This is a genomic window from Actinomyces sp. oral taxon 170 str. F0386 (assembly GCF_000195595.1).
Lineage (GTDB): Bacteria > Actinomycetota > Actinomycetes > Actinomycetales > Actinomycetaceae > Actinomyces.
The window spans coordinates 197,796-221,191 of sequence record NZ_GL882573.1; the positions used below are offsets into that span (position 1 = coordinate 197,796).

A 23,396-nucleotide genomic window follows, 5' to 3' on the forward strand; every position below is an offset into this window, starting at 1 on the left:
TGATCACCGACCGAACATCCCGACTCATCGAGGAGAGCCTGTGCTCCTGACCCGTCGCGGCGCCCTGGGCGCCCTGAGCGCGGCCGCCCTGACATCGCTGGCCGCCTGCGGGCGCGACGCCGGCGCCCCCGACCCCAACGCCTCCAGCGACCTGGAGGGACGGATCCGTGGCGCGGGCGCCACCTCCCAGTCCGACGCGCAGGACGCCTGGATGAACGCCTTCATGGGCGCCAACCTGCGCGCCACCGTCGACTACGCCGGCGGCGGCTCCGGGGCCGGACGCACCAAGCTCGTCGAGGGCGCCGTCGACTTCGCCGGCACCGACACCCCCATGACCACCGAGGAGATCAACAAGGTCGGCGGAGTCATCGAGCTGCCCCTCTACATCTCCCCGATCGCCGTGGCCTACAACCTGCCCGGCCTCACCGGGGAGTCCCACGTCAACATGACCGGCGAGGTCCTCGCCCAGGTCCTCTCCGGTGCCATCACCCGCTGGAACGACCCCGCCCTGGCCGCCCTCAACCCCGGCGCCGCGCTGCCGGATCAACGGATCATCGTCGTCGGCCGCTCCGACGACTCCGGCACCACCAAGGCCCTGACCACCTACCTGGCCACCATCGCCCCCGAGGTGTGGACCCACGAGTCCGAGGAGACCTGGCCGCTGCGCGGCGGCCAGTCCGGTGACGGCACCGCCGGCATGATCCAGACCGTCTCCGCGGCCACCGGCACCATCGGCTACGCCGACGCCTCCAAGGTACCCGCCACCCTGGGAACCGTCGCCGTCGGAAGCCACGGGGCCTACGTGCCCGTCTCCGCCGACGCCGCGGCCGCCGCCCTCAACGCCGCCACCCTGGGCGCCGAGGCCGACGAGACCCGCCTGCTCTACACGCCCAGCCACGACGCCGACGGCGCCTACCCCATCGTCCTGGTCTCCTACCTGGCCGCCCGCTTGAGCTACGAGGACGCGGAGATCGCCGCCGTCGTCAAGGCCTACCTGCGCTTCGCGGCATCCACCAGGGGGCAGGACACCTCGTCCAAGGCCACCGGCTGCGCACCCATCACCCGCGAGATGCGCGAGAAGATCAACGCCGCCATCGACAAGATCGCCGCCTGAGCCGGACGACCAGCTATCACGACGCCGCACCCAACCGCACATGCCCAGCCAGCACCCGCCCGCCCAGCCGCCGCCCCAGACACCCCGAGGAGGGTCAGCCGTGGCCAGCACCACCGCACCGTCGTCGGCCCCACCGCCCGGCGCCGCAACCGCGCCCGACGGCGCTGACAACGCCACCATTCAGCCCGGGAAGGCCCCCGGGCAGACCGGCAACCGGATCTTCACCGGCCTGTCCTTCGGGGCCGGCACCCTCATCATGGTGGTGCTCGCCCTCGTGGCCGCCTTCCTCATCCGGGAGGCCCTGCCCGCCCTGACGGCCTCGCGCGAGACCCTCGAGTCGGTCTCCTTCATGCGCGAGAGCGGCCTGTGGGGCTACGTGGCCCCCCTCGTCTTCGGCACGCTCCTGTCCTCGACCATCGCCCTGGGCGCCGCGGTGCCGCTGAGCATCGGGGTGGCCCTGTTCATCTCCCACTTCGCCCCGCGCCGCCTGGCTCAGGCCCTGGGCTACATGGTGGACCTCCTGGCCGCGATCCCCTCGGTGGTCTTCGGGCTGTGGGGCTTCCTGTGGCTCGTGCCCCTGCTCGACCCCATCAACACCTGGCTGACCGACACCCTCGGCTTCATCCCGTTGTTCGCCGGCTACACGGCCCCTGCCAAGAACATCACCACCGCCTCCCTGGTCCTGGCCGTCATGATCCTGCCGATCATCACCGCCACCATCCGCGAGATCTTCCTGCAGACCCCCACCCTCCAGGAGGAGGCCTCCCTGGCCCTGGGCGCCACCCGCTACGAGATGATCCGCCAGGCCGTCCTGCCCTTCGGCCGCTCCGGCATCATCTCCGCCTCCATGCTGGGGCTCGGGCGAGCCCTGGGGGAGACCATGGCGGTCCTCATGATCCTCTCGCCCGGCATGGGACTGAACCTCAACATCCTCCAGGCGGGCCAGCACCAGACCATCGCCGCCAACATCGCCTCGCAGTTCCGCGAGGCATACGGGCTGAGCGTCAACGTGCTCATCGCCACCGGCCTGGTCCTGTTCATCATCACCTTCGCGGTCAACTCCCTGGCGCGGTGGATCATCGCGCGCCGCTCCGAGTTCTCAGGAGCCAGCTGACATGACGCCCACGAACACGCCCGACTCTGCTGCCAACGCCGCTTCCGACGGTGGGGCCTCCGGCCCCGGGCCCGCTGCTGACGCCTCCGACGGCGCCCCCGCGCCCAAGTCCCTCAAGGCCGCGCTCGCGGCCGCCGAGGCCCCGGCCGCCCCCGTCGACCCGCTGGCCGACCCGCCCACCATCGAGGGCGTGCCCCTGACCTCCTACCGCCTGCCCGACTGGTTCATCTGGGCGGCGCTGGGAGCCGCGTTCGTCGTCGTCGGCGGGATCGGCCTGCTGGCCGGATGGAGCATCGCCGCCGTCGTCACCCTGACCGCCCTGGTGTGGGTGGTGGGCGCCACCACCGTCTCCTGGGTGCGCGAGGGCGATCGCTGGGGCCGCAACACCCTGGTGACCCTCCTCATCTACCTGTCCTTCGCCATCGTCATGGTGCCCCTGGTCTCCCTGGTGTGGATGGTCCTGTCCGGCGGCTCGGCCCGATTCGGCTACGACTTCCTGACCACGAACATGCGCGGCGCCGACGCCTCCAACGGCGGCTTCTACCACGGCATCATCGGCACCCTCCAGATCACGGGGATCGCCACCCTCATCTCCGTGCCGCTGGGGCTGTTCACCGCCGTCTTCCTCGTGGAGTACAACGGCGGCTGGATCGCCCGGGCCATCACCTTCCTCGTCGACGTCATGACCGGCATCCCCTCGATCGTGGCCGGGCTGTTCGCCTACTCGATCTTCCTCATCGCGGCCGGCCCCCGCTACCAGGCCGGCGTCATCGGCGCCGTGGCCCTGAGCGTCCTCATGACGCCGGTGGTCATCCGCGGCGTGGAGGAGATGCTCAAGCTCGTCCCCTCCCACCTGCGCGAGGCCTCCTACGCGCTGGGCGTGCCCAAGTGGCTCACCATCGTCAAGGTCGTGCTGCGCACCGCGGTGGCCGGCATCACCACCTCCGTCATGATCGCCATCGCCCGCGTCATCGGTGAGACCGCCCCGCTGCTCATCACCGTGGGCCTGACGATCCGCACCAACACCAACCCGCTCGACGGCTCCATGTCCACCCTGCCGGTGCTCGTCTACGACCAGTACTCCCGCGGTGAGGCCGCCGCCATGGAGCGCGCCTGGGCCGGGGCGCTGACCCTCATCATCCTGGTCATGCTGCTCAACCTCGCGGCCCGCCTCATCTCGAAGTACTTCAGCCCCAAGGGCGGCCGGCGCTGAGCCCCGACAGAGCCCCAGTGCTCTCAGAGCCCCAGAGCCCTCCACCGTTCACCTCAGGTAAAGGAACCGACGTGTCCAAGCGCATCGACGTCATCGGCGAGAACATCTACTACGGCGACTTCCTGGCCGTCAAGGACGTCAACGTCGTCATCGAGCCCAAGTCCGTCACCGCCCTCATCGGCCCCTCCGGCTGCGGGAAGTCCACCTTCCTGCGCACCCTCAACCGCATGCACGAGACCATCCCCGGTGCCCGTGTCGAGGGCCAGGTCATCGTCGACGGCGTCAATCTCTACGACCCCGGCGTCGACGCCGTCCAGGTGCGCCGCGCCATCGGCATGGTCTTCCAGCGGCCCAACCCGTTCCCCACGATGTCCATCGCTGAGAACGTCCTGGCCGGGGTACGTCTCAACAACCGCCGCATCAAGAAGTCCGACGCCGACGACCTGGTGGAGGCCTCCCTGCGCGGGGCCAACCTGTGGGACGAGGTCAAGGACCGCCTCGACCGGCCGGGGCTGGGGCTGTCCGGCGGCCAGCAGCAGCGCCTGTGCATCGCCCGCGCCATCGCGGTCAAGCCCGCCGTCCTGCTCATGGACGAGCCCTGCTCCGCCCTGGACCCCATCTCCACGCTCGCCATCGAGGACCTCATCTCCGAGCTCAAGACGGACTACACGATCGTCATCGTCACCCACAACATGCAGCAGGCCTCGCGCGTGAGTGACAAGACCGGCTTCTTCAACCTGGAGGCCACCGGCAAGCCGGGACACCTCGTCGAGTACGACTCCACCGACAAGATCTTCTCCGCTCCCAGCCAGCAGGCCACCGAGGACTACATCTCCGGCCGCTTCGGCTGAGGGGTGAGGAGAGGTGAGGACGTCGGACCGGAGAGCGCCAGTCGGCGCGAATGCCGCTCGCGGCGGCTTGAGTTGGAGCCCGGGGCCCGTCACGGCCCGACGCCGCGCACGAGTCTACAGGTACGGGTCTTCGCTCGTCCTGGTGTCCGCCCAACGGTCGGACGGTCCCTGAGCCGTCAGGCGTCCTCAGGGGCGTCCAGGCGGTAGCCGACGTTGCGGACCGTGCCGATGAGGTTGTCGTGCTCGGTGCCGAGCTTGGCGCGCAGGCGCCGGATGTGGACGTCGACCGTGCGCGAGCCGCCGATGTAGTCCTCGCCCCACACCTCGTGCAGGAGGGCGTCGCGGGTCAGTACCCGCCCCTGGTTGGCGGCCAGGAACTTCAACAGCTCGAACTCCTTGTAGGTCAGGTCCAGGATCGCCCCGCGCAGGCGGGCTGTGTAGGCGGTGACATCGATGACAAGGTCTCCGACCTCGATGCGGTCGTCGTCGGCCTCGGCCACCACCGGGACGTGAGCGCGCAGGAGCCGCAGTCGGGCCGAGAGCTCGGCGGGCTTGGCTCCGGCCATGACGAAGTCGGCGGCGCCCCAGTCGATCTGCACCGCGGCGGCGCCGCCCTCCTCCAGGATGAGGATGATGGGCGGGCAGTCCATGGGGCCGGTGAAGAGCTGGCACAGAGCGCGGGCTCGGGTCAGGTCCCCGCGCGCATCGATCATGACGACGTCGGCGCTGTCCACCTCCGCGTAGGAGGAGGGGATCGGGGGGAGACACTCCACCTGGGAGTCGAGGAAGGAGGTTGCGGGCAGGACGCTGGTGGCGTCGTTCTCACGAGTGAACATGATGATCCGCATGGCTGCTCCTTCCAAGGCTGTCGGCCGGGGCTCACCGGCGCAGACGAGCTGAGCAGCGGCGATACTGTCGGGGACAAGTCAACCACACCTGGCGCAGGGCGGAATCCCCCGGGTGGGAACTGACCGGATGTGGGAATCCGGATGGGGAGGCGTCGGAGTGGGGGTCGCCCGCCGGCCGGGTGTGCGACGATGCGTGCTGTGACTACCCACCACCGACGAGCCCAGCCGGCCGCGCGCACCCGTGGAGCCTCCCGCAGATCCCGCGATGACGCCCATGCTGCATCCGTTCCGACGGCGCCCGCTGATGTGCGCGGTGCGACGGACTGGGCCGGCGTCATCGGCTCGGGTGGCTCCGCGGGGTCGGCCGTATCGGCCTCTTCGGCCGGCTCACCGGCGTCGGCGCGCTCGGCCGACTCCGTGGACACCCTCGATATCGCCGAGGACCTGGGCTACGCCACCCGCCGGGCCTCCAACCGTCCCAAGGAGCCGGGCCTGGTGGACCCGGCATGGACCCGTCTCGCCTTCGCGGGCCTCGTTCCGCTGCTGCTGGCGGTCGGCTCGGTGCTGCCGGGCTGGGTGAGGCTGACCCTCGTGGCCGTCCTGGTCCCGGCCGCCGCCCAGGGCTGGCCCGCGCTCGTGCGCGCCCGGCATGACCTGGGCGGCACGATCGTCATGACGATCAGTGGGCTCTCGGCCGCGGCCAGCGTCTACCTCCTTGACGACATGGGGGTGGCCGGCCTGGTCATGGCCTTCTCGATCCTGGTGGCCTTCGTCGGCCAGATGCTGCGGCACGACGGCCGGCACAACCTGGTCGAGGACCTGTCCTCAACGGTCGCGGGCTGCCTCGTGGTGGTCTCCGGCTCGGCCTGGTGCGCCCTGGAACCGGGTCTGGCCGATCCGGCCGTCGTCGTGCCCACCTGCCTGGCGCTGTTCGTCGGTGCCATCCTGACTGTTCTCAATGTGCGCGCCCGGATGCTCGAGGCCCTCACCGCCACGGTCCCGGCGCTGCTCGCCGGCGGTGCCGGCTACGTGCTCGCCGCGGCCGGCTTCTTCGGCCTGTCCCACATCAGTACAACGGCGGCCCTGCAAAGCGCCGTGGCCTGCGTCGTTGTCGGCTTCGTGGCCGGGGTTCTCATGGCTGCCGGCAACCGCGTCCTGTGGACCCACCGGTGGGTGCCCGGCGGGCGGGCGGCGGTGGCCTCCGCCCTCGTGCCGATCCTGTCGGTCGGCGTTCCGGTCTACGCGATCGCCCGCCTCATGGGCGGTTTCCTCGCCGGCTGACGGTCGCCGCCCAGTACGGCACTGCCCCAAGGAGCTGCACCAAGGGGCTCGGGTGTCCAAATCTGCGGCAAAGGAGTTCGAAGCCTCTCGTCTCGCACAAAAGAACCGCGGAATCATGCGGTTTCCTTGTGACGTTGCGCGTTCGATCGGGGCCTTTGCTGCAGATTTGGACACGAGCGCGCCACTGAGGAGAGACTGGGGCCATGGCATTCACGCTTCCTGATGACCTGGCCCCCGAGCTCTACCCGCTGGCCTGGCTCGCCGGCACCTGGCGCGGCTACGGCATCCTCACCTACGGCGAGACCGTGCCCGAGCAGGCCGTCTACCAGGAGATGACCTTCGACCACGACGGCGGCCCCTACCTGCGCCAGACCACCACTATCTGGACGGTCGACGCCACCCGCTCCAAGAACCTCGACTTCGAGATGCCCGGCCTCCAGGGAGCCTCCCTCCTGGCTCCCGCCCAGGTCTGGTCCACCGAGACCACCTACTGGCGGCCCGTCGGCCAGGAGCAGCCCGACGGCGCAGACGCCGCCGGTGCCTCTGACTCCTCCGAGGACGAGGCCACCGGGAGCACCGGCGGCCCGCTCACCCCCGTCACCCGGCTCGAGCTCGTCTCGGCCGACCCCGCCGGCCACGTCGGCGTCTGGGAGGGCTGGATCCAGGGGCCGCGCGCCCAGGTCGGCACCCAGGCCGTGGGCCGGGCCCGCACCGCCGTCGCCGTGGAGGAGATGACCCGCATGTTCGGGCTCGTGGGCGGCGACCTCATGTGGACCCAGGACATGGCCGCCTTCGGCCAGAGCGAGGTGACCACCTACGCCTCCGGAAGACTCGGCCGTGTCGACGACTTAGATGACCCCGCGGCCCAGCCCGGCTCCGGCCTCGACCCGGCCGACGGGGCTCCTGAGTCCTCCGAGCCCGCCTCCGACGACGCCGAGCCGACCGCCTCATGATCATCTCCCCGCTGCTGAACCGACCCGGCGCCGTCGCCACCGCTCCGGGCGACCCCGACGAGGCCGTCCCCTCCCACCTCGGCGACCCCGGCCGCGAGCAGGCCGCCCTGGCCGACGGCCGGGCCGCCTGCGCCCTGGCGCGCGACGTCGTCACCGTCACCGGGCCGGACCGCCTGAGCTGGCTGACTACCTTGTCCAGCCAGGTCCTCACCGCCCTGGAACCCGGCGACGGTGGCGCGGAGACGCTTCTCCTCGATGCCCAGGGGCACATCACCCACGCACTCGCTGCCCTCGACGACGGTCGCACGCTCTGGCTCGTCACGGAGGCCGGTGGTGGCGCAGACCTGGCGGCCTTCCTGGACTCCATGCGCTTCATGCTGCGCGTCGAGGTGACCGAGCGGCCCGACGTCCAGGCGCTCGGCGCCCTCAGGGAGGGGCTCGACGTCCTGGCTCAGGCGGCGCGCGATACCTCGGTGGACTCATCCGATACCTCCGATGCACAGTCCGACGCCGCCGGGACTGCCGGCACCACAGACACCGCCGAGCGGACCGACGCCGAGGCGCAGGGCTCGCTCATCGGCCTGTGGCGCGACCCGTGGCCGGGTGTTGTGGAGGGCGGCACGAGCTACGACGTCGGGCTGGAGCGCCCTCACCTCGGTGAGGGCTACCGGGCCGGCTTCATCCTGGTTCCCGCCCGATGCGTGGGAGCCGTGGTGAGAACCTTCCTCGCCGTCGGCTCGGACCGGCGCCTGGCCGGTGCCCTGGCCTGGGAGGCGCTGCGCATCGAGGCGGGCCGCCCCCGCCGCGCCCACGAGGCCGACGCCCGCGCGATCCCGCACGAGCTGGACTGGCTGCGCACGGCCGTGCACCTGACGAAGGGCTGCTACCCGGGCCAGGAGACGATCGCGCGCACCCTCAACCTGGGGCGGCCGCCGCGCCGCCTGGCGGTGCTCCAGCTCGACGGCCTCGGCGGCGACCTGCCCCAGCCGGGGGCGGTTGTGCGCATGGGGGAGCGGACCGTGGGCACCGTGACCTCCGTGGCCCGCCACCACGAGCTCGGCCCCATCGCCCTGGCCCTGCTGCGCCGCGCCGTGCCCGCGGGCGAGCAGCTGACCGTGGAGATCACTGAGGTCGATGAGGCCACCGGTGAGACGGTCGCCGTCGGCCGGGTCGACGCCGCCCAGGAACCACTGGTCTCACCTGAGGGGCGCGCCCAGGCCAGCCCCGCCGAGCGCCCCGGCGCCGGGCTGCGCAAGGGCCTGCGGCTCTGACCTGTCCGTGACCGTGTGACTGGTTCCGGATGTTCCGGAGCCGTGCCAGCGGTTGCTGACATGGTGGGCGTGGTGCCTTGCCCGGAGACGGTCCGGGCAGGGGGCGCTCGTGTCACCCGTGGTGGTAGGGCGTCTCGCCACCGGCCCGAGGCTGATGGAACGGCTGTCGGGTGCGTGAGACGTCAACTGTTCTCGCTGGGCGTGGCCGCATCACTGGGATCAGGCGTCACCGACCGGTAGCCTGGGGCGCGTGAGCGTCCTTCTTCTCATTGCTTACTACCTCTCCCTCGCTGTCGCCATGCTCTGGTGCGCGGCGCAGGTCTTCGCTGCTGTCCTCGGGGTCTGGGCACTCATCGACTCGGCACTGAGGCCGGCTCAGTACTACGCCGCGGCGGACAAGCGCAGCAGGAACTTCTGGCTCGTCGTCAATGCACTGGCGGCCGTGGTCGGGAGCTTCCTGGCGTATGAGGCCGTTCTGGCTGTCTACGTCGCAGGCGCGTCGACGGGGGTGTCGTTCATCGGTCTGCTGACCGTGGTGGCCAGTGCCGTCTACCTGGTGGACGTGCGCCCCGCCCTGCAGGCGCTGGCGCCGGTGCGAGTGCGCTCCTCGATCCGTATCCCGGGACGGGCCTCGCAGCGCCGACCGGGACGCGGTGGCCGCGGGCCGCGCGACTGGAGCGCTGGTCGCTGATGCGCGCGGTCATCCAACGGGTCAACCGGGCGGCCGTTCGCGTCGACGACGAGGTGGTCGGGGGGATCACCCGCCCCGGCCTCATGGTCCTCGTGGGCGCCACACACGACGACGGCCCGACACAGGTGGCTACGGTGGCCCGCAAGATCGCGGACCTGCGGCTCCTGGAGGGCGAGCTCTCGGTATCCGACGCAGGTGCTCCCGTACTCATCGTCTCCCAGTTCACCCTCTACGCCGATACGCGCAAGGGTCGGCGCCCCACCTGGAACAAGGCGGCCCCCGGCGAGGTGGCCGAGCCCCTGGTGGAGGCCGTGGCCGAGGACCTGCGCGGGCGCGGCCTGGAGGTGGCGACCGGACGCTTCGGCGCCGACATGAAGATCGATATGGAGGCCGACGGTCCGGTGACGATCCTGGTCGAGGCCGAGTAGACCTGAGCAGCCGAAGAGGTCGATGAGGCGATGCCGTGGCCGATGCGATGTGAGGACGCGCTGAGATGACGGGGCGCTCGAGGGTGGTGGTTGTCGCCATGATGCTGTGGTGGGCGTTCTTCGGCGGCGTCAGCGTGTCCTGGGCTCTGGGCTCCCCGTGGCTGGTCGATACGGTTCTTCAGGGTGAGGGGTTGCGGCTCGCCCAGGAGCGGCCCACCTGGTTCGTCGTGGTCGTCCTCGTCTCCGGGCTGGTGAAGCTGGGGTTCGTCGTCTTCGGCTTCGCCCTGCTGCGCCCGGACGTCATCCGGGTGCCGCGCTGGATGCGCCTGGCCTTCGGCTGGGTGTCGGGGATCCTGCTCATGGCCTATGGGCTGGCCGGTTCGGCGTCGGCGGTCCCAAGGCTCCTGGCGGGGGAACCGCTCTCGCGCTACGGCTGGTGGCGGCTGGTTCTGTGGATGCCCCACTTCTGGGTGGGCGGGATCCTGGTGCTGGCCACGACGGTGGCCTACCTGCGCTGGAGCCGGCCCACGTCGACCGGTTCCGCCGTGCACGCGGGCCCTGCTGGGCGCTGATTCCCCGCACGAGTGTCCATGGAGCGGACATTAAGCCACCGACATCGTCGGGTTGAGTTGTGAAACCGCATGATTCTGCGGTTCTCCGGATCAAGTATCCAGCCCGAACCGGTTCATGTCCGCGCTGTGGACACCGACCTCGCTGAGAATGCCGGCGGCTAACGGTTGTTATCCACAGGTGTCTCCGCTCTTCTGGTGCCCTTCTCCGTACCGGCCCAACATGTTGGTCATGGACACCAGCGCATTGCTCACCCGTATCAGCGATACGCATGGTGCGGCCCGTCAGGTGGATCTTCAACTGGAGCGTTCGGAACGTCGTCGTCTTCAAGCGCTTGTGGACTCCGGCCGCCTCAGGCGATATCCGCATGGTGTGGTGGCCCTGCCCGACGTCGACAAGAGAGTGCTGATCGCCCGCGTTCATCGGGGACTGATCACGTGTGAGCACGCGGCTGCGTACTACCGGCTGCCGCTGCCATCGTCGCCGAAGACTCTTCATGTCCTCACACCGCGGGGGCACAAGGCGGCGCCGTTATGGGGTGAGCATCAGCATGAGACTCGGGATCTTCCGTCCTTGTCCTTGAGCTCCTTCCCCGTTGTTCCCCTGGCACGTTGTCTCGCTGATCTTCTGTGCTGCGCCCAGGAATGGACTGCCTTGGTAGCGGTTGATGCCGCCCTCCATCAGGGCCGGGTCACGTACGAGCAGGTCGGTGCCTACTTGCGTGGATCGCGCCGGGTGCTGGGGCGCCGGCGCCTGCAACGGACGAGCAGCCGAGCGCGCAGCCCGCTGGAGACGTTGGCGCGTGTCCAGCTGCGGGGTGCCGGTCTCGACGTGGTTGACGGAGTGGAGATCGGTGGTGTCGGTGAGGTGGATCTTCTGGTTGCAGGATGGCTCGTCGTCGAGCTCGACGGCTACGAGTACCACTCAGACATGTGGGCCTTCGACCATGACCGTTCCCGTGACCGGGAGCTGGCGCGGCTGGGGTACACCTCCATCCGGTTCACGGCGAACAACGTGCGTTCGGGCAGGATCGTCGACGAGGTCAGGCGGGTCCTCGCCGCTCATCCGGGCGCGGCAAGAGCGAGGATGGCGTCTCGCAGCGCATGAGAATGTCCACACAGCGGACATGAAAACCGTTGAGGAAGAGATTCGTGCGAGAGAACCTCGGAATTCTGCGGATTTCCAATTGGGGCTCAGGCTGAGACCGCGTTCATGTCCGCGCGGTGGTCACTCCTGGCGGCAGCATGACCCGGTGATGATGGTCGACGCGGCCGGAGCAGATGTGAGGGCCGGGAAGCGCCCCCGACTGCGCTTTCCCGGCCCTCAACCGAGTGTCGCGCGGTTCTCCGCTCCGGCTCAACGGGGAGTATTCCCCAAACCTTCCGACGGGTAGTGATCCGGTTCAGCAGGTCAGGGCCACCTCGTCGGTGATGGCGGAGCGGCCGATGCCGGCGAGCTCGTCGTCGTCGGCGTTGCCGCCGGTGCACACGATCGCGCAGGGGCCGCGGCGGGCGGGGTCGACCAGGAGCCCGGCCAGGCTCGCGGCACCGGCGCCCTCGGCCAGGGTGTGGGCGTGGGTGGACATGAGGCCGACGGCGCGCTGAATGTCATCGTCGTCGACCAGGATGAAGTCGTTGAGGCCGCGCCCCAGCACCGACTGGGTGAGGGCGAAGCTCGCCCCGACGGCCAGGCCCGCCACCCGGGTGCGGCTGTGGACGGTGGCCGGCTGGCCGGACTTCCAGGCGCGGTGCGCGGCCGGGGCGGCGCTGGACTGGACGCCGATGACCCAGCACTCGGGGGCCAGGACGTCGCGCACGAGGCAGGCGCCGGCGGCACCGGAGCCCGAGCCGACCGGGGCGTAGACGGTCCGCAGGTCGCGATGGCGGCGGAAGAGCTCGAGGTAGACGGTGGCGTGCCCGAGCACGATCGCCGGCTCGTCGCCGGGGGAGACCATGCGCATCCCCTCGACCAGGGAGAGGTCCTCGGCGTGGGCGAGTGAGTCGCACATCGTCTCACCCTCGACGACGACGCGGGCGCCCAGGGCTCGCACCGCGGCCACCTTGCGGGCGGGAGCACCTTCCGGCACGACGACGGTGACGGGGACCTCGCTGCGGGCACCCGCCCAGGCCAGGGACTGGGCGTGGTTGCCGGTGGAGGCGGTCACGACCCCGCGGCGCCGCTCCTCGGGGCCGAGCGCAGCCATAAGCGCCACGCCGCCGCGGACCTTGAAGGCACCGGTGGGCTGGACGTTCTCGTGCTTGACCACGACATCGACCCCGGCCTCGGCGTTGAGCAGCGGGTAGGACCAGGCGGGGGTCTCAGGCAGGATGCGTGAGACGGCCTCGTGAGTGCGCAGGACGGCGTCGAAGTCGAGGACGGTCCGGGTGGCTGCGGGCGCCTGGGGCAGGGTGTCGGTGGAGGCCATGACTCCATGATGATGACGACTGGACTATCGGTCCAATGAATGTTTTGACGTATATCCATCGATATAGGACATACTTGATGGGTGATCGATGTGCAGCAGCTGCGCGCCCTCGTGGAGCTCTCCCGGCTCGGCACCGTCTCAGCCGCAGCCGAGTCACTGGGCTTCAGCCAGTCCACTGTCTCCCACCAGCTCGCCGCCCTGTCGCGTGCGACCGGCGCGGTGCTGCTGACGCGGGCCGGCCGCGGGGTGCGGCTCACCGCGGAGGGACGGGCGCTGGCGGCCCGTGGCCAGGAGGTGCTCGACCTGCTGGATCGCACCGAGCGCGAGGCGGTCTCCATGGCCCGCGCCGAAGCGGGGCGGGTGCGCCTGGCCGCCTTCCCCTCCGCGGTGGCCTCCCTCGTGCCCGGAGTGCTCGACGTCGTCGGCCGGAAGCACCCGGGCCTGGAGGTCGAGCTGGTCGACGCCGAGCCGCCCGAGGCCCTCGACGCGCTGCGGCGCGGGCGGGTGGACGCGGCCCTGTCCTTCTCCTACATCGACGACGACGCCGGTGAGGGCCTTGAGACGGTGCGCCTGCTCGACGACGTCCTCTACCTTGTCTCTCACCCCGGCGGCATCACGCGTATCGCTGACGGTTCCCGGTGCCGGTGGGTGACCGGGTGCGCGCGCTGCCGCGAGGAGCTCATCGCGGTGGGGCGGGCCAACGGCTTCACGCCTGAGACCGCCTACGCCTCCGACGACTATGTGGCCGTGCAGGCGCTCGTGGCCGCCGGAGTGGGGGCGGCTCTGCTGCCCGGGATGGCGCTGAGCGCCTACCGGCACGAGGGGGTTGAGGTGCGTCCACTGGCCCGGGAGCACCGGCGGGTCGAGGTGGTCACCCGCGCCGAGAGGCCCCGACCGCTGGCCATTGACGTGCTCATGGAGGCGTGTCGGACGACGGCTCAGCGCACGAGCCTGCGCCGGCCCGAGGTTCAGGGCGGCGGGAGCGGCGCAGCGTGGTGAGGTCCAAGCCCCGGTACGTGGGCGGTCGGACCGTTCGATGCTTCGCCGGTTCCGCACGCATCTTGCGTCGTAGATCGGCTGTCCCCCGAACGGTGAACGTCCCTGTGGTCCAACTGGTTGCTACCGGCCTCGCGATCCGGTTCACACACTGAGGGCATGTCGCAGCTCCCCGCCGTCCAGATCAGCGGCCCGCCCAAGTCCTACCGGAACAAACGCGTCCTGGAGAACCATGGATCTCACGGTTCCTACCGGCACCGTTCTGTCCCTCCTGGGGCCCGACGGCGCAGGCAAGACCATCGTCGTCGAGATCCTCCAGGGTCTGTGTCGTCGTGGCGGTGGCATCGTCCTGCTGACCACCCACTGCCTCGATGAGGTCGACATCATTCTGGGCGGCCGCGTCGTCGAGTACTGCACGACCGTCAAGCGCTTCAGGCTGCCCCTTAGCCGCACTCCGCGACGGTGAGGGCGTCGTGCAGTGCGGTTAACCCTCAGCCAGTAGGAGCTCAGGGTCGTGGAGTGGCCTCTTGTCGCAGGGTGCGAGGCGGGGCGGGGAACCGTGTCGGTCGCTGCCTCACCCGCCGGGGCGCTCGGCCTCCCACTGGGAGATCGTGGAGTCGAGGGTGGCCAGGAACTCCTCCTCGCCGATGGTGTTGAGCTTGAGGAACACCGCCTGACTGCCACCCAGCGTGATCCCGACGATGTGGACGTCGGGCCCGTCCTGGATGACGGTGACGGTCATTCCCACGCGGTTGCTTCCCGTCATGCTGTAGCGCTCAAAGCCTCTGACCGCTACGCCTCCGGCGGAGGTCGCCAGGTCCACGGCGGCCTCCGCGGAGGCCGAGCGGGACCGGTCCAGTACTCCGGCCTCGAGGAAGGGCACCACCTCGCTGAGCTGGCCGGTGACGGTCCGGGTGATCGTTGCCATGAGTGCTCTCCTCCCTTGGCCTCGCTGGCACTGTCGCTATATCCACCAGGCTATGCCGGAGAGCGCGAGCGCGTGGCCCCCTCATCTTGAGCCGACCCGGCTCAAGCCTGACTCACGCCTACCGCGAACAGGGACATGGCCAAGGCATCGCCCTGGTTAGCCTTGTCAGCACGTGCCCCCAGCGTCGTCTCTCCACGCCGCTGCGACATCCCTCGCCACCACCGGACGAGCGGTACCGCACCGAGCACGTGCCGAGGAGGAACTACTGATGTTTGAACGCTTTACCGACCGCGCCCGCCGCGTCGTCGTGCTCGCGCAGGACGAGGCGCGGGCCCTCAACCACAACTACATCGGCACCGAGCACCTCCTTCTCGGCCTCATTCACGAGGGCGAGGGAGTTGCCGCCAAGGCGCTGGAGTCCATGGACATCTCCCTGGACGCCGTGCGCAGCCAGGTCATCGAGATCATCGGTGAGGGCCAGTCCGCCCCCACCGGCCACATCCCCTTCACTCCGCGCGGCAAGAAGGTCTTCGAGCTCTCCATGCGCGAGGCCCTCCAGCTCGGCCACAACTACATCGGTACCGAGCACCTGCTGCTCGGCCTGCTGCGCGAGGGCGAGGGGGTCGCCGCCCAGGTCCTCACCAACCTCGGTGGGGACCTGTCCAGCGTGCGCCAGACCGTCATGCAGATGCTCTCGGGCTACGAGGGCAAGGAGACGGTCAACGCCGGCGGCCCCTCCAAGGAGGGCACGCCGTCGGGCAGCGCCATCCTGGACCAGTTCGGCCGCAACCTCACCGCAGCCGCCCGCGAGGGCAAGCTGGACCCGGTCATCGGCCGCAAGAAGGAGATGGAGAGGGTCATGCAGGTCCTCTCCCGGCGCACCAAGAACAACCCCGTCCTCATCGGGGAGCCGGGCGTGGGCAAGACCGCCGTTGTCGAAGGCCTGAGCCAGGCCATCGTTCACGGTGACGTCCCCGAGACCCTGCGTGACAAGCAGCTCTACTCCCTGGACATGGGCTCGCTCGTGGCCGGCTCGCGCTACCGCGGCGACTTCGAGGAGCGTCTCAAGAAGGTCCTCAAGGAGGTGCGCACCCGCGGCGACATCGTCCTGTTCATCGACGAGATCCACACACTCGTCGGTGCCGGCGCCGCCGAGGGGGCTGTCGACGCCGCCTCCATCCTCAAGCCCATGCTGGCCCGCGGCGAGCTCCAGACCATCGGGGCCACCACCCTGGAGGAGTACCGCAAGATCGAGAAGGACGCCGCCCTGGAGCGCCGCTTCCAGCCGGTGACCGTCGACCAGCCCAGCATCGAGGAGACCATCGGCATCCTCACCGGTCTGCGCGACCGCTACGAGGCCTTCCACCGCATCGTCATCACCGATGAGGCCATCGAGGCCGCCGCCAAGCTCGCCGACCGCTACATCAACGACCGCTTCCTGCCGGACAAGGCCATCGACCTGGTCGACGAGGCCGGCGCCCGCCTGCGCATCCGCCGCATGACGGCCCCGCCCGAGCTGCGCGAGATCGACGAGAAGATCGCCGAGGTCAAGCGGGAGAAGGAGTCCGCGATCGACGACCAGGACTTCGAGCGCGCCGCCTCCCTGCGCGACGACGAGCGCCGCCTGGCCGACGAGCGCGCCGCCAAGGAGAAGGCCTGGAAGTCCGGTGACCTCGACCAGGTCGCCGAGGTCGACGAGGCGCTCATCGCCGAGGTCCTGGCCATGTCCACCGGTATCCCGGTGGTCAAGCTGACCGAGGCCGAGTCCGCCAAGCTCCTCAACATGGAGACCGAGCTCCACAAGCGCATCATCGGCCAGAACAAGGCCATCGAGGCGCTGTCGAAGTCGATCCGCCGCACTCGCGCCGGCCTGAAGGATCCCAAGCGCCCCGGCGGCTCCTTCATCTTCGCCGGCCCCACCGGCGTGGGGAAGACCGAGCTGGCCAAGGCCCTGGCGGAGTTCCTGTTCGACGACGAGGACGCCCTCATCCAGCTCGACATGTCCGAGTTCGCCGAGAAGCACACGGTCTCGCGGCTCTTCGGTGCCCCTCCCGGCTACGTCGGCTACGACGAGGGCGGCCAGCTCACCGAGAAGGTGCGCCGTCGACCCTTCTCCGTGGTGCTGTTCGACGAGGTCGAGAAGGCCCACCCGGACATCTTCAACTCCCTGCTGCAGATCCTGGAGGACGGGCACCTCTCCGACGCTCAGGGTCGCGTGGTGGACTTCAAGAACACCGTCATCATCATGACGACCAACCTCGGCTCCAAGGACATCGGCAAGTCGGTGGCCACCGGCTTCCAGTCCACCGAGTCCGGCGCCATGGACTACGAGGAGATGAAGTCGCACGTCAACCGCGAGCTCAAGCAGCAGTTCCGGCCCGAGTTCCTCAACCGCGTCGACGACCTCATCGTCTTCCCGCAGCTGACCAAGGAGGAGGTGCGCCAGATCGTCGACCTCATGGTCGCGCGCCTCGACAAGCGCCTGGCCGAGCAGCAGATGACTATCGAGCTGACCGACGCCGCCAAGGACCTCCTGGCCGAGCGCGGCTTCGACCCGGTGCTCGGCGCCCGTCCGCTGCGCCGCGCCATCCAGCGCGACATCGAGGACGCTCTGAGCGAGAAGATCCTCTTCGGGGAGATCGAGCGGGGCCAGAAGGTCATCGTCGACGCCGAGGGCGAGTCCATCCTGGGCGAGTTCATCTTCCGCGGTGAGCCCTGGGAGCAGGGCGAGGCCGAGGTCGCCGCGCTGCGCGAGGCCGAGGAGGCCGCGGCCGGCGGCGGGGGAGGGGCCTCCAGTCCGCTGCGCATTCCCTCGACGCCGATCGGTCGCGACGGCGGCGCGTCGCCGGCCGCCGAGCCCGGTCACTGAGAGGTCCGAGCCTCTTTGTCGGTTTCATACGATGGGCCGCAACCCAGCCGGGTTGTGGCCCATCGTCGTCGGTCTCGCCCGGGGCCTCCGCCTGCGTCCCGGCCCTGTGTCAATCACAGGGGAGTGGAGCGTGCGCAACGGCCCTGGAGTCGTATTCTTCCAGGTGGTGGCTATCTCACCAGGAGCCAGAACCTTGCGGGTGGTCGCCGGCTGTCGTGAATATTCACAGGGCGAGGCCCTGCAACCATGGCATACCCGACAGGCTGAATATTTAACGAAACCTGAGTGGGTTGAGAGAATAGCCTGAAAGTTGGGTCTGACCATCTCATGCGCGCCCTCTGCCGGATACAGTGGGGTGACGCTCCGGCGAAAGTCGTCCCTGGGACCTGGTCGGTCGGTGTCGTCGCTCCGCGTCGTGCGGGGCTGTCCAACCGTCTCTGCCCGTACTCGTCTCACGTCCAACCTGCCCGCCCTCATTCAGGCTGCCGTTGCGCTCCTCACCACGTACTGAATGCCCGGCTCGGATCGTCCATGCGTGCTCTCGCATCATTGGTGCCACTACTCCCATGACACAACTCAGATACGAACCGCGACATTTTCATCAGCACCGTTTTCCGCGCTTGCGGACCGCCAACTCTGCTGCGGCCCTGGGCGCCGTCGGCGTCGTGACGGTGGCGCTGCCCTGGATCTCCTGGCCGCCGGTCGCAACGATCGGTGTCCTGGTCGTCACCGTTCTCATCGGTCTGGGACTCATCACGGCGCCCCCCACCCGGGCGCTCAAGCGCGGTGGCATCGCCCCCGGGGCCCGCTGGAGCTGGGGCGCGGCCATGCTCCTGGGAATGTCACCGGCGATCCTGCTGGGGCTGAGCTTCCCCGTCGTCTCCCAGAAGATGGCCGCCAGCCAGGTCGACGGCACGGGGCTGCCGGTCATCGTCCTGAGCGTGTCGGTGGCGGTGCCCTGGCTCAGTCAGGTCATCGGCACTCCCGTCTACCGCCTCCTGGGCGACTCGATCGGGCGTGGCCCCCGGGCGGTCCTGGAGCGCTACTGCTCCATCTGGCCGGCCCTGTTCCTGTGGGCGCTCGTTCCCACGGCGCTGGAGATCCTCGTCGTGGCCACCGTGACCGGTTGGAACCTTCACGTCATGGGCGTGCACACCGCGCTGCTCCTCCTGCACGTCGTCTTCGTCCAGTCGCTCATCGTCGCCGACGTCTCGGGCCGACGCCGCCTGTGGTCGGTGGGGTGGCTCTTCTACGCCGTCGCCCTCATCGCCGAGCCCACCTGGTGGTATCTGCCCCCGCTGCTGGGCACCCTCAGCCAGGTGCTGTCCATGGGGCGGTCCCTGGGCAGGATCCTGCGGCTCCGGGCGGTGTCCACCGGCATCCTCGTGCAGGACATGCTCCGAGGTGCGATCCTGGGGGGAGTGCTGTGGTCAGACAAGTTCTTCCTCTTCCTGGGCGCCGGTCGCGACTTCGACGTGGCGCTGGTCTACCTGTGCCTCCAGCCCGCCGTCGTCGCCTACTGCTACTACTTCGCGGTCACCGCCCCCCGGGTCAACACCGAGATCGCCATGTTCCAGACGGTTCTCAAGCAGGAGGGCATGGCCAGCCTGCGAGACCGTGGGCGCACCCTGCGCCGGCTGCTGGACGCCAGCCTCATCCGCGCCTGCGTCGTGGGGGTCGCCGGCGTCATCGTCGTCATCTGCTCCATGGCACTCATGGCGCCGCAGCAGGTGCCCCTGGTCCTCGAGGTGTGCCTCTCCTCGACCCTGTTCACGGTGCTGACGCTCCTGTGCTACGAGATCGATCACATCGGTGACTCGACCACCGCCCTGCTCCTGTCCGGTGTCCACGTGGCTGTCGCCGCGGCCCTGCTGCTGCGGGTGGCCGGCGTCGGTGCCTACCTGCCGCTGGCCGGCGTCGACCTGGCGCTGTGCGCGCTGGGCCTGCTGCTCTACCGCAGGCGGTGGGCCGCGCCCGAGTACTCCTTCTTCTGGGGAAAGGCCATGTCCTGGTGAGCTCCTCGTCGTCCTTCCGCGCCCGGCTGGAGAGCCTTCCGCTGCGCTACTCGGCGCCGGCCGGCGGCTACGCCCCGATGCCCAGCCCCGACGACGCCGCCGGCATCGGCGACCGGGGCATGGAGACCGGCCACGCCGTCAGGGTCGGCCTCGACGGCTACGGCATCGTCGCCTCCGAGCCGCCGAGACGCGAGGCCGCTCGCAGCGCCCCGACCGTGAGCGAGTCGGTCTCCACTCCCGAGGTCCCGGCGGCGCCGATCTTCGGTGTCGTCCAGGCCCCGGCCCCGGCCGGCTACGGCGTGGTCCAGCCGCGTCCCCGCAGCCCGGAGCCGGCCACCTCCTCCTCCAAGACGGCCGACGTTCTGGACTCTCCGATCTTCGGGGCCGTGAGGTCCTCGGCCGCCTCGGCGGCATCATCGGTCGAGTCCAGGGCGTCCGCGCCTCATACGGCGCCGACGGCCGACACCGCTGACATCGCCGGTACCGAGGGCGCTGCGGACACTGTGGACACCATTGCGGCCGCCGGCACTGCCGACGCTGTCGGCACCACGGAGGCCGCCTTCCCAACGCGCCCCGCGCCGTCGGCCTCTGTGCAGACGACCTACGGGATCGTCCCGCCCTCGCCCGCCGTCTCGGCGCCCCTCCAGGAGGCGGTGCGACCTGCGCAGACGCAGGCTCCCGCCTCGGCGCAGTCCGTGCCGACGACTCCAGCCGGGACGGGCCCGATGGAACTGAACCCCCCGGAGCGCACGGAGCCCCTCATCCCCACCGCCATCGCCTGGGAGTCCGTGGCCTCGGCCGCCTCCGACGCCGCCGCGCGGCCCCTGTCTGAGCAGGCCGCCCAGGACGACTCCGAGGCCGAGGCTGCGTCCGCCGGCGCGGCAGAGCTCTTCCAGGTCCCCGAGGAGCCTGAGCCGGAGCCCGACGACGACGCCCTGCCCGACGGCGTCCCCGAGGACGGCGTCTACGTCGACGTCGACGTCGCCATCGTCATGGAGTCCACCTACCCCTACCTCAAGGGCGGCGTCTCCGCGGTGGTTCACGACATTATCACCGGCAACCCCGACCTCACCTTCGGGATCATCCACATCACCTGGGACTCCCACTCACCGCTCAAGGACCTCTACGGGATGCCGGACAACGTCGCCTGGGTGAGGGTCCTCTACCTGTCCATGGAGGAGCACCAGGAGGACTTCCTGCGCGCCCGCCCCCGCGACCTGCGCATGAACCGCCGCCAGCGCCGTGAGCTGTCCCGCCGCATCCTGGGCGCCATGCTCGCCCTGGCTCAGGAGGGCCGCACCGAGCCGCTGTGGGAGATCATCAGCGAGGGCCTGAGCGCCTCACGGCGATACCCGGTCTGGGCGATCCTGGGGACGCGCGAGTTCATGGAGGCCTACCACGACATGATGCCGGACCTGGGCATGTCGATGACCGACATCTTCTGGTGCCTGCGTGATTTCTTCTCCCTGGCCTACGCGGTCCTGGCCGAGCCGGTCCCGCGCGCCGCGGTCTACCACGCCCACACCACCGGCTACGCCATGCTGCTGAGCGTCAACGCCGCCCGTGAGCACGGCACCCGGGTGCTGCTCACCGAGCACAACCTCTACGTGCGCGACACGGTTAACACCCTCCTGGAGCGCAGGCTGGACCTCAACATCAAGCTCACCGACTACCGCACCTTCGACGTCACCGGGCGCGAGCGCATGTGGATGGCCTGGTGGCTGGAGATGGGGCGCCTGTGCTACCCCTACGCCTACTCCTCCACCTACCTCTACCCGCGGGCCATCACCGAGGCCAACGAGCTCGGCGGTGACGCCGGGCGGGCCATCGTCATCCCCAACGGCATCGTCACCTCCGAGTTCGACGCCTCCTACGCCGCCCGCCTGGCCGCCATCGAGGAGATCAAGAAGGAGGGCGCGGACAAGCACCTGTGGAAGCTCGTCTACATCGCCCGTGTTGTGCCCATCAAGGGGCTGCTGGACATGATCGACTCGGTGCGCCTCATGGTGGACCGGGGCCTGAACATCCACCTGGACGTGTGCGGGCCCACCGAGCACATGCCCTCCTACTTCGAGCAGTGCCTGACCCGCATCGTCGAGCAGGGGCTGGAGAGCGTCATCACCATCCGCGGCACCGTCAAGGTACGCGAGCTTCTGCCCGAGTTCGACCTGTTCGTCCTGCCCAGCTACAACGAGGGCCTGCCCGTCGTCTCCCTGGAGACCATGGGGGCAGGCATCCCCACGGTGAGCACCGATGTCGGCGCGGTGCGCTCCGTCGTTGAGGACCTGATCGTCACCGAGGACGGGCAGACCTGGGACCCCTGCGGCATCATCATCGAGCCCGGTGACCCCACCGTCATGGCGGACAAGGTCCAGGAGGTCATCGGCGACGTCGAGCTCTACGAGCGCCTGAGCCTCAACGCCCGCGGCCGCGTGGAGGCCGCCTACGACCTGGTCAAGGTCAACGCCTCCTACAACAAGATCTACCGCCAGGGCGGCGCCGGCGCGCAGGCCCGCCCCTGTACCGACCAAGGAGGAGCATGAGGAGCAGCACCGGCGGCGTCGGCGCCTGGATCCGTTACGGCAACCCGCTCGAGCCCGGGGAGCTGGACTTCGCGATAGCCCACTACCGGGCCGCGATCCTCCAGCCCTGGGAGACCGAGGCCGCTGCCCGCCTCAAGGAGGCGCGCCCGGACATGACGGTCCTGGCCTACCGGTGCCTGTCCTCCACGCGCGACTTCGAGCCGGACTCCATGCGCGCCTCCGGGCTGTCCTACCGTGAAGCCCGCCGCCGAGGATGGCTCGCCAAGCGCGACAACGGCGACCTGGTGGAGTGGAGCACCTATCCCGGCCACTTCCAGGCCCGCGTGTGGGACCCCGGCTACCGCCGCCGCTGGGTGGAGGAGGTCTGCCAGGCCACCGCGGACACCGCCTTCGACGGCATCATGGCGGACAACGACGTCTTCGACGACTACTACGGCCTGAACCTCCCGTTGGAGGACATCGCTGATACCGCCGCCCTGCGAGCCGAGTTGAACATCTTCGTGGACCAGGTCGGGGCCGGTCTCAACGGCGTCGGCAAGATCCTCATCCCCAACGTGGCCGAGGCCCGCCGGGAACCTGGCCGCTGGGAGCGCCACTCGGCCTGGGGCGGGGGCTTCGACGAGTGCTGGCTGGGCTGGGGGGACCATCACCTCTTCGATGAGGCCACGGCCCTGGCCCAGATTCACGAGCTGCGAGGGCCGGGCCTGTCCATCGTGCGCACGCCCGACGGCGGGGGCGGCGGCTCCATGTCCGGTGCCCGCACGTCCCCCGGCCTCTACGGGCTGGCGGCCTTCTGGGTCTTCGGGGGAGGGGAGGGCGCCTACACGGCCACCGGTCACGACGACTACTCGCGCACTCCCTGGTTCCCCGCCCTCGACGCCGACCTGGGGCGCCCGCTGGGACGGCCCCGGAGGACCTCGGGCGCCTGGGTGCGCGAGTTCGAGGGCGGAGTGGCCGCCGTCGCGCTCGGCGAGGAGGGAGGCGGCACCGTGCGTCTCCCGGCGGGCCTCAGGTCACCGGGGCCCACCGGGGACCCGGACGGTGAGGCGCTGGCTCTGGAGGTGCACCTCAGCGCGCATCGTGGGATGATTGCCCTGCGTGCCTGAGTCATGACCCGGTTCGGCTCGTGCGAGATCCGATAATGGGACTAAAGACCTGTCAAACGTTAGTCATGTTGGGTGGATCATTGACCTGCTTGACTTCCTGAGATCCCCGCCGTCCCGTACAGCGTTCTCTCGGGCAGGAAGCGCGGCGTCCGTCTCGGGCGGCGTCGACAGAGTTCCACA

20 protein-coding genes are annotated in these 23,396 nt (G+C 69.8%); 17 read left to right on the forward strand and 3 right to left on the reverse strand.

Annotated elements, in window-relative coordinates; all coding sequences use genetic code 11:
• Positions 1-40 precede the first annotated feature (40 nt).
• The 4 genes from pstS to pstB all read left to right on the forward strand — a co-directional run bounded on the left by pstS (position 41) and on the right by pstB (position 4,292).
• Positions 41-1,114, forward strand: coding sequence for a phosphate ABC transporter substrate-binding protein PstS (gene pstS, locus HMPREF9056_RS12400; RefSeq protein ID WP_009747097.1), 1,074 nt, complete (start codon positions 41-43; stop codon positions 1,112-1,114).
• Positions 1,115-1,214: 100 nt separating this feature from the next.
• On the forward strand, positions 1,215-2,228 hold the full coding sequence (pstC, locus tag HMPREF9056_RS12405) for a phosphate ABC transporter permease subunit PstC (protein ID WP_009747098.1): 1,014 nt from the start codon (positions 1,215-1,217) through the stop codon (positions 2,226-2,228).
• A 1-nt stretch (position 2,229) separates the two neighbouring features.
• Complete coding sequence (pstA, locus tag HMPREF9056_RS12410) at positions 2,230-3,441, forward strand: phosphate ABC transporter permease PstA (protein ID WP_009747099.1); 1,212 nt, start codon at positions 2,230-2,232, stop codon at positions 3,439-3,441.
• A 71-nt stretch (positions 3,442-3,512) separates the two neighbouring features.
• The gene (gene pstB / locus HMPREF9056_RS12415; protein ID WP_009747100.1) at positions 3,513-4,292 is read left to right on the forward strand and encodes a phosphate ABC transporter ATP-binding protein PstB; all 780 of its coding nucleotides are present in this window, start codon (positions 3,513-3,515) and stop codon (positions 4,290-4,292) included.
• 176 nt (positions 4,293-4,468) lie between these two features.
• Here pstB and HMPREF9056_RS12420 read toward each other — a convergent pair whose 3' ends face one another.
• Complete coding sequence (locus HMPREF9056_RS12420) at positions 4,469-5,140, reverse strand: response regulator transcription factor (RefSeq protein WP_009747101.1); 672 nt, start codon at positions 5,138-5,140, stop codon at positions 4,469-4,471.
• Positions 5,141-5,329: 189 nt separating this feature from the next.
• Here HMPREF9056_RS12420 and HMPREF9056_RS12425 point away from each other — a divergent pair, with 189 nt between their 5' ends.
• From HMPREF9056_RS12425 to HMPREF9056_RS14810, 7 genes are all read left to right on the forward strand, one after another.
• A complete protein-coding gene (locus tag HMPREF9056_RS12425) occupies positions 5,330-6,421 on the forward strand; it encodes a hypothetical protein (protein ID WP_034514549.1) in 1,092 nt (363 codons plus the stop codon).
• A gap of 203 nt (positions 6,422-6,624) precedes the next feature.
• Positions 6,625-7,374 carry an FABP family protein gene (locus HMPREF9056_RS12430; protein ID WP_009747103.1) on the forward strand — a complete coding sequence of 250 codons (750 nt, stop codon included), beginning with the start codon at positions 6,625-6,627 and terminating at the stop codon, positions 7,372-7,374.
• A complete protein-coding gene (locus HMPREF9056_RS12435; RefSeq protein WP_009747104.1) occupies positions 7,371-8,645 on the forward strand; it encodes a folate-binding protein YgfZ in 1,275 nt (424 codons plus the stop codon). The genes HMPREF9056_RS12430 and HMPREF9056_RS12435 overlap by 4 nt, the downstream gene beginning before the upstream one ends.
• Before the next feature lie 250 nt (positions 8,646-8,895).
• Positions 8,896-9,336 (forward strand): DUF2516 family protein, encoded by a 441-nt coding sequence (locus HMPREF9056_RS12440; protein ID WP_009747106.1) that lies wholly within the window; start codon positions 8,896-8,898, stop codon positions 9,334-9,336.
• Entirely contained in the window at positions 9,336-9,764 is a 429-nt protein-coding gene (dtd, locus tag HMPREF9056_RS12445; RefSeq protein ID WP_009747107.1) for a D-aminoacyl-tRNA deacylase, read from the forward strand. The genes HMPREF9056_RS12440 and dtd overlap by 1 nt, the downstream gene beginning before the upstream one ends.
• A gap of 65 nt (positions 9,765-9,829) precedes the next feature.
• A complete protein-coding gene (locus tag HMPREF9056_RS12450; RefSeq protein WP_009747108.1) occupies positions 9,830-10,336 on the forward strand; it encodes a DUF3995 domain-containing protein in 507 nt (168 codons plus the stop codon).
• Positions 10,337-10,988: 652 nt separating this feature from the next.
• Positions 10,989-11,441 carry an endonuclease domain-containing protein gene (locus tag HMPREF9056_RS14810; protein ID WP_253270045.1) on the forward strand — a complete coding sequence of 151 codons (453 nt, stop codon included), beginning with the start codon at positions 10,989-10,991 and terminating at the stop codon, positions 11,439-11,441.
• A gap of 295 nt (positions 11,442-11,736) precedes the next feature.
• On the opposite strand, the gene HMPREF9056_RS12460 is transcribed toward HMPREF9056_RS14810, so the two are convergent.
• Complete coding sequence (locus HMPREF9056_RS12460) at positions 11,737-12,759, reverse strand: threonine/serine dehydratase (protein WP_009747110.1); 1,023 nt, start codon at positions 12,757-12,759, stop codon at positions 11,737-11,739.
• 81 nt (positions 12,760-12,840) lie between these two features.
• Here HMPREF9056_RS12460 and HMPREF9056_RS12465 point away from each other — a divergent pair, with 81 nt between their 5' ends.
• Both HMPREF9056_RS12465 and HMPREF9056_RS14815 read left to right on the forward strand, forming a co-directional pair.
• Positions 12,841-13,758 carry a LysR family transcriptional regulator gene (locus HMPREF9056_RS12465; protein ID WP_009747111.1) on the forward strand — a complete coding sequence of 306 codons (918 nt, stop codon included), beginning with the start codon at positions 12,841-12,843 and terminating at the stop codon, positions 13,756-13,758.
• Positions 13,759-13,987: 229 nt separating this feature from the next.
• Positions 13,988-14,221 (forward strand): ATP-binding cassette domain-containing protein, encoded by a 234-nt coding sequence (locus tag HMPREF9056_RS14815; protein ID WP_009747112.1) that lies wholly within the window; start codon positions 13,988-13,990, stop codon positions 14,219-14,221.
• Positions 14,222-14,329: 108 nt separating this feature from the next.
• Here the strand turns inward: HMPREF9056_RS14815 and HMPREF9056_RS12475 are convergent, their stop codons facing one another.
• A complete protein-coding gene (locus tag HMPREF9056_RS12475; RefSeq protein WP_009747113.1) occupies positions 14,330-14,683 on the reverse strand; it encodes a DUF6054 family protein in 354 nt (117 codons plus the stop codon).
• A gap of 268 nt (positions 14,684-14,951) precedes the next feature.
• Here HMPREF9056_RS12475 and HMPREF9056_RS12480 point away from each other — a divergent pair, with 268 nt between their 5' ends.
• The 4 genes from HMPREF9056_RS12480 to HMPREF9056_RS12495 all read left to right on the forward strand — a co-directional run bounded on the left by HMPREF9056_RS12480 (position 14,952) and on the right by HMPREF9056_RS12495 (position 23,216).
• Positions 14,952-17,552: an ATP-dependent Clp protease ATP-binding subunit gene (locus tag HMPREF9056_RS12480; RefSeq protein ID WP_009747114.1), complete on the forward strand. Its 2,601-nt coding sequence runs from the start codon at positions 14,952-14,954 to the stop codon at positions 17,550-17,552.
• Positions 17,553-18,172: 620 nt separating this feature from the next.
• Positions 18,173-19,567 (forward strand): hypothetical protein, encoded by a 1,395-nt coding sequence (locus HMPREF9056_RS12485; RefSeq protein WP_009747116.1) that lies wholly within the window; start codon positions 18,173-18,175, stop codon positions 19,565-19,567.
• Positions 19,564-22,110, forward strand: coding sequence for a GT4 family glycosyltransferase PelF (pelF, locus tag HMPREF9056_RS12490; RefSeq protein WP_009747117.1), 2,547 nt, complete (start codon positions 19,564-19,566; stop codon positions 22,108-22,110). Before HMPREF9056_RS12485 ends, pelF begins: the two co-directional genes overlap by 4 nt.
• Entirely contained in the window at positions 22,107-23,216 is a 1,110-nt protein-coding gene (locus HMPREF9056_RS12495) for a putative glycoside hydrolase (protein ID WP_009747118.1), read from the forward strand. Before pelF ends, HMPREF9056_RS12495 begins: the two co-directional genes overlap by 4 nt.
• Positions 23,217-23,396: the final 180 nt, after the last annotated feature.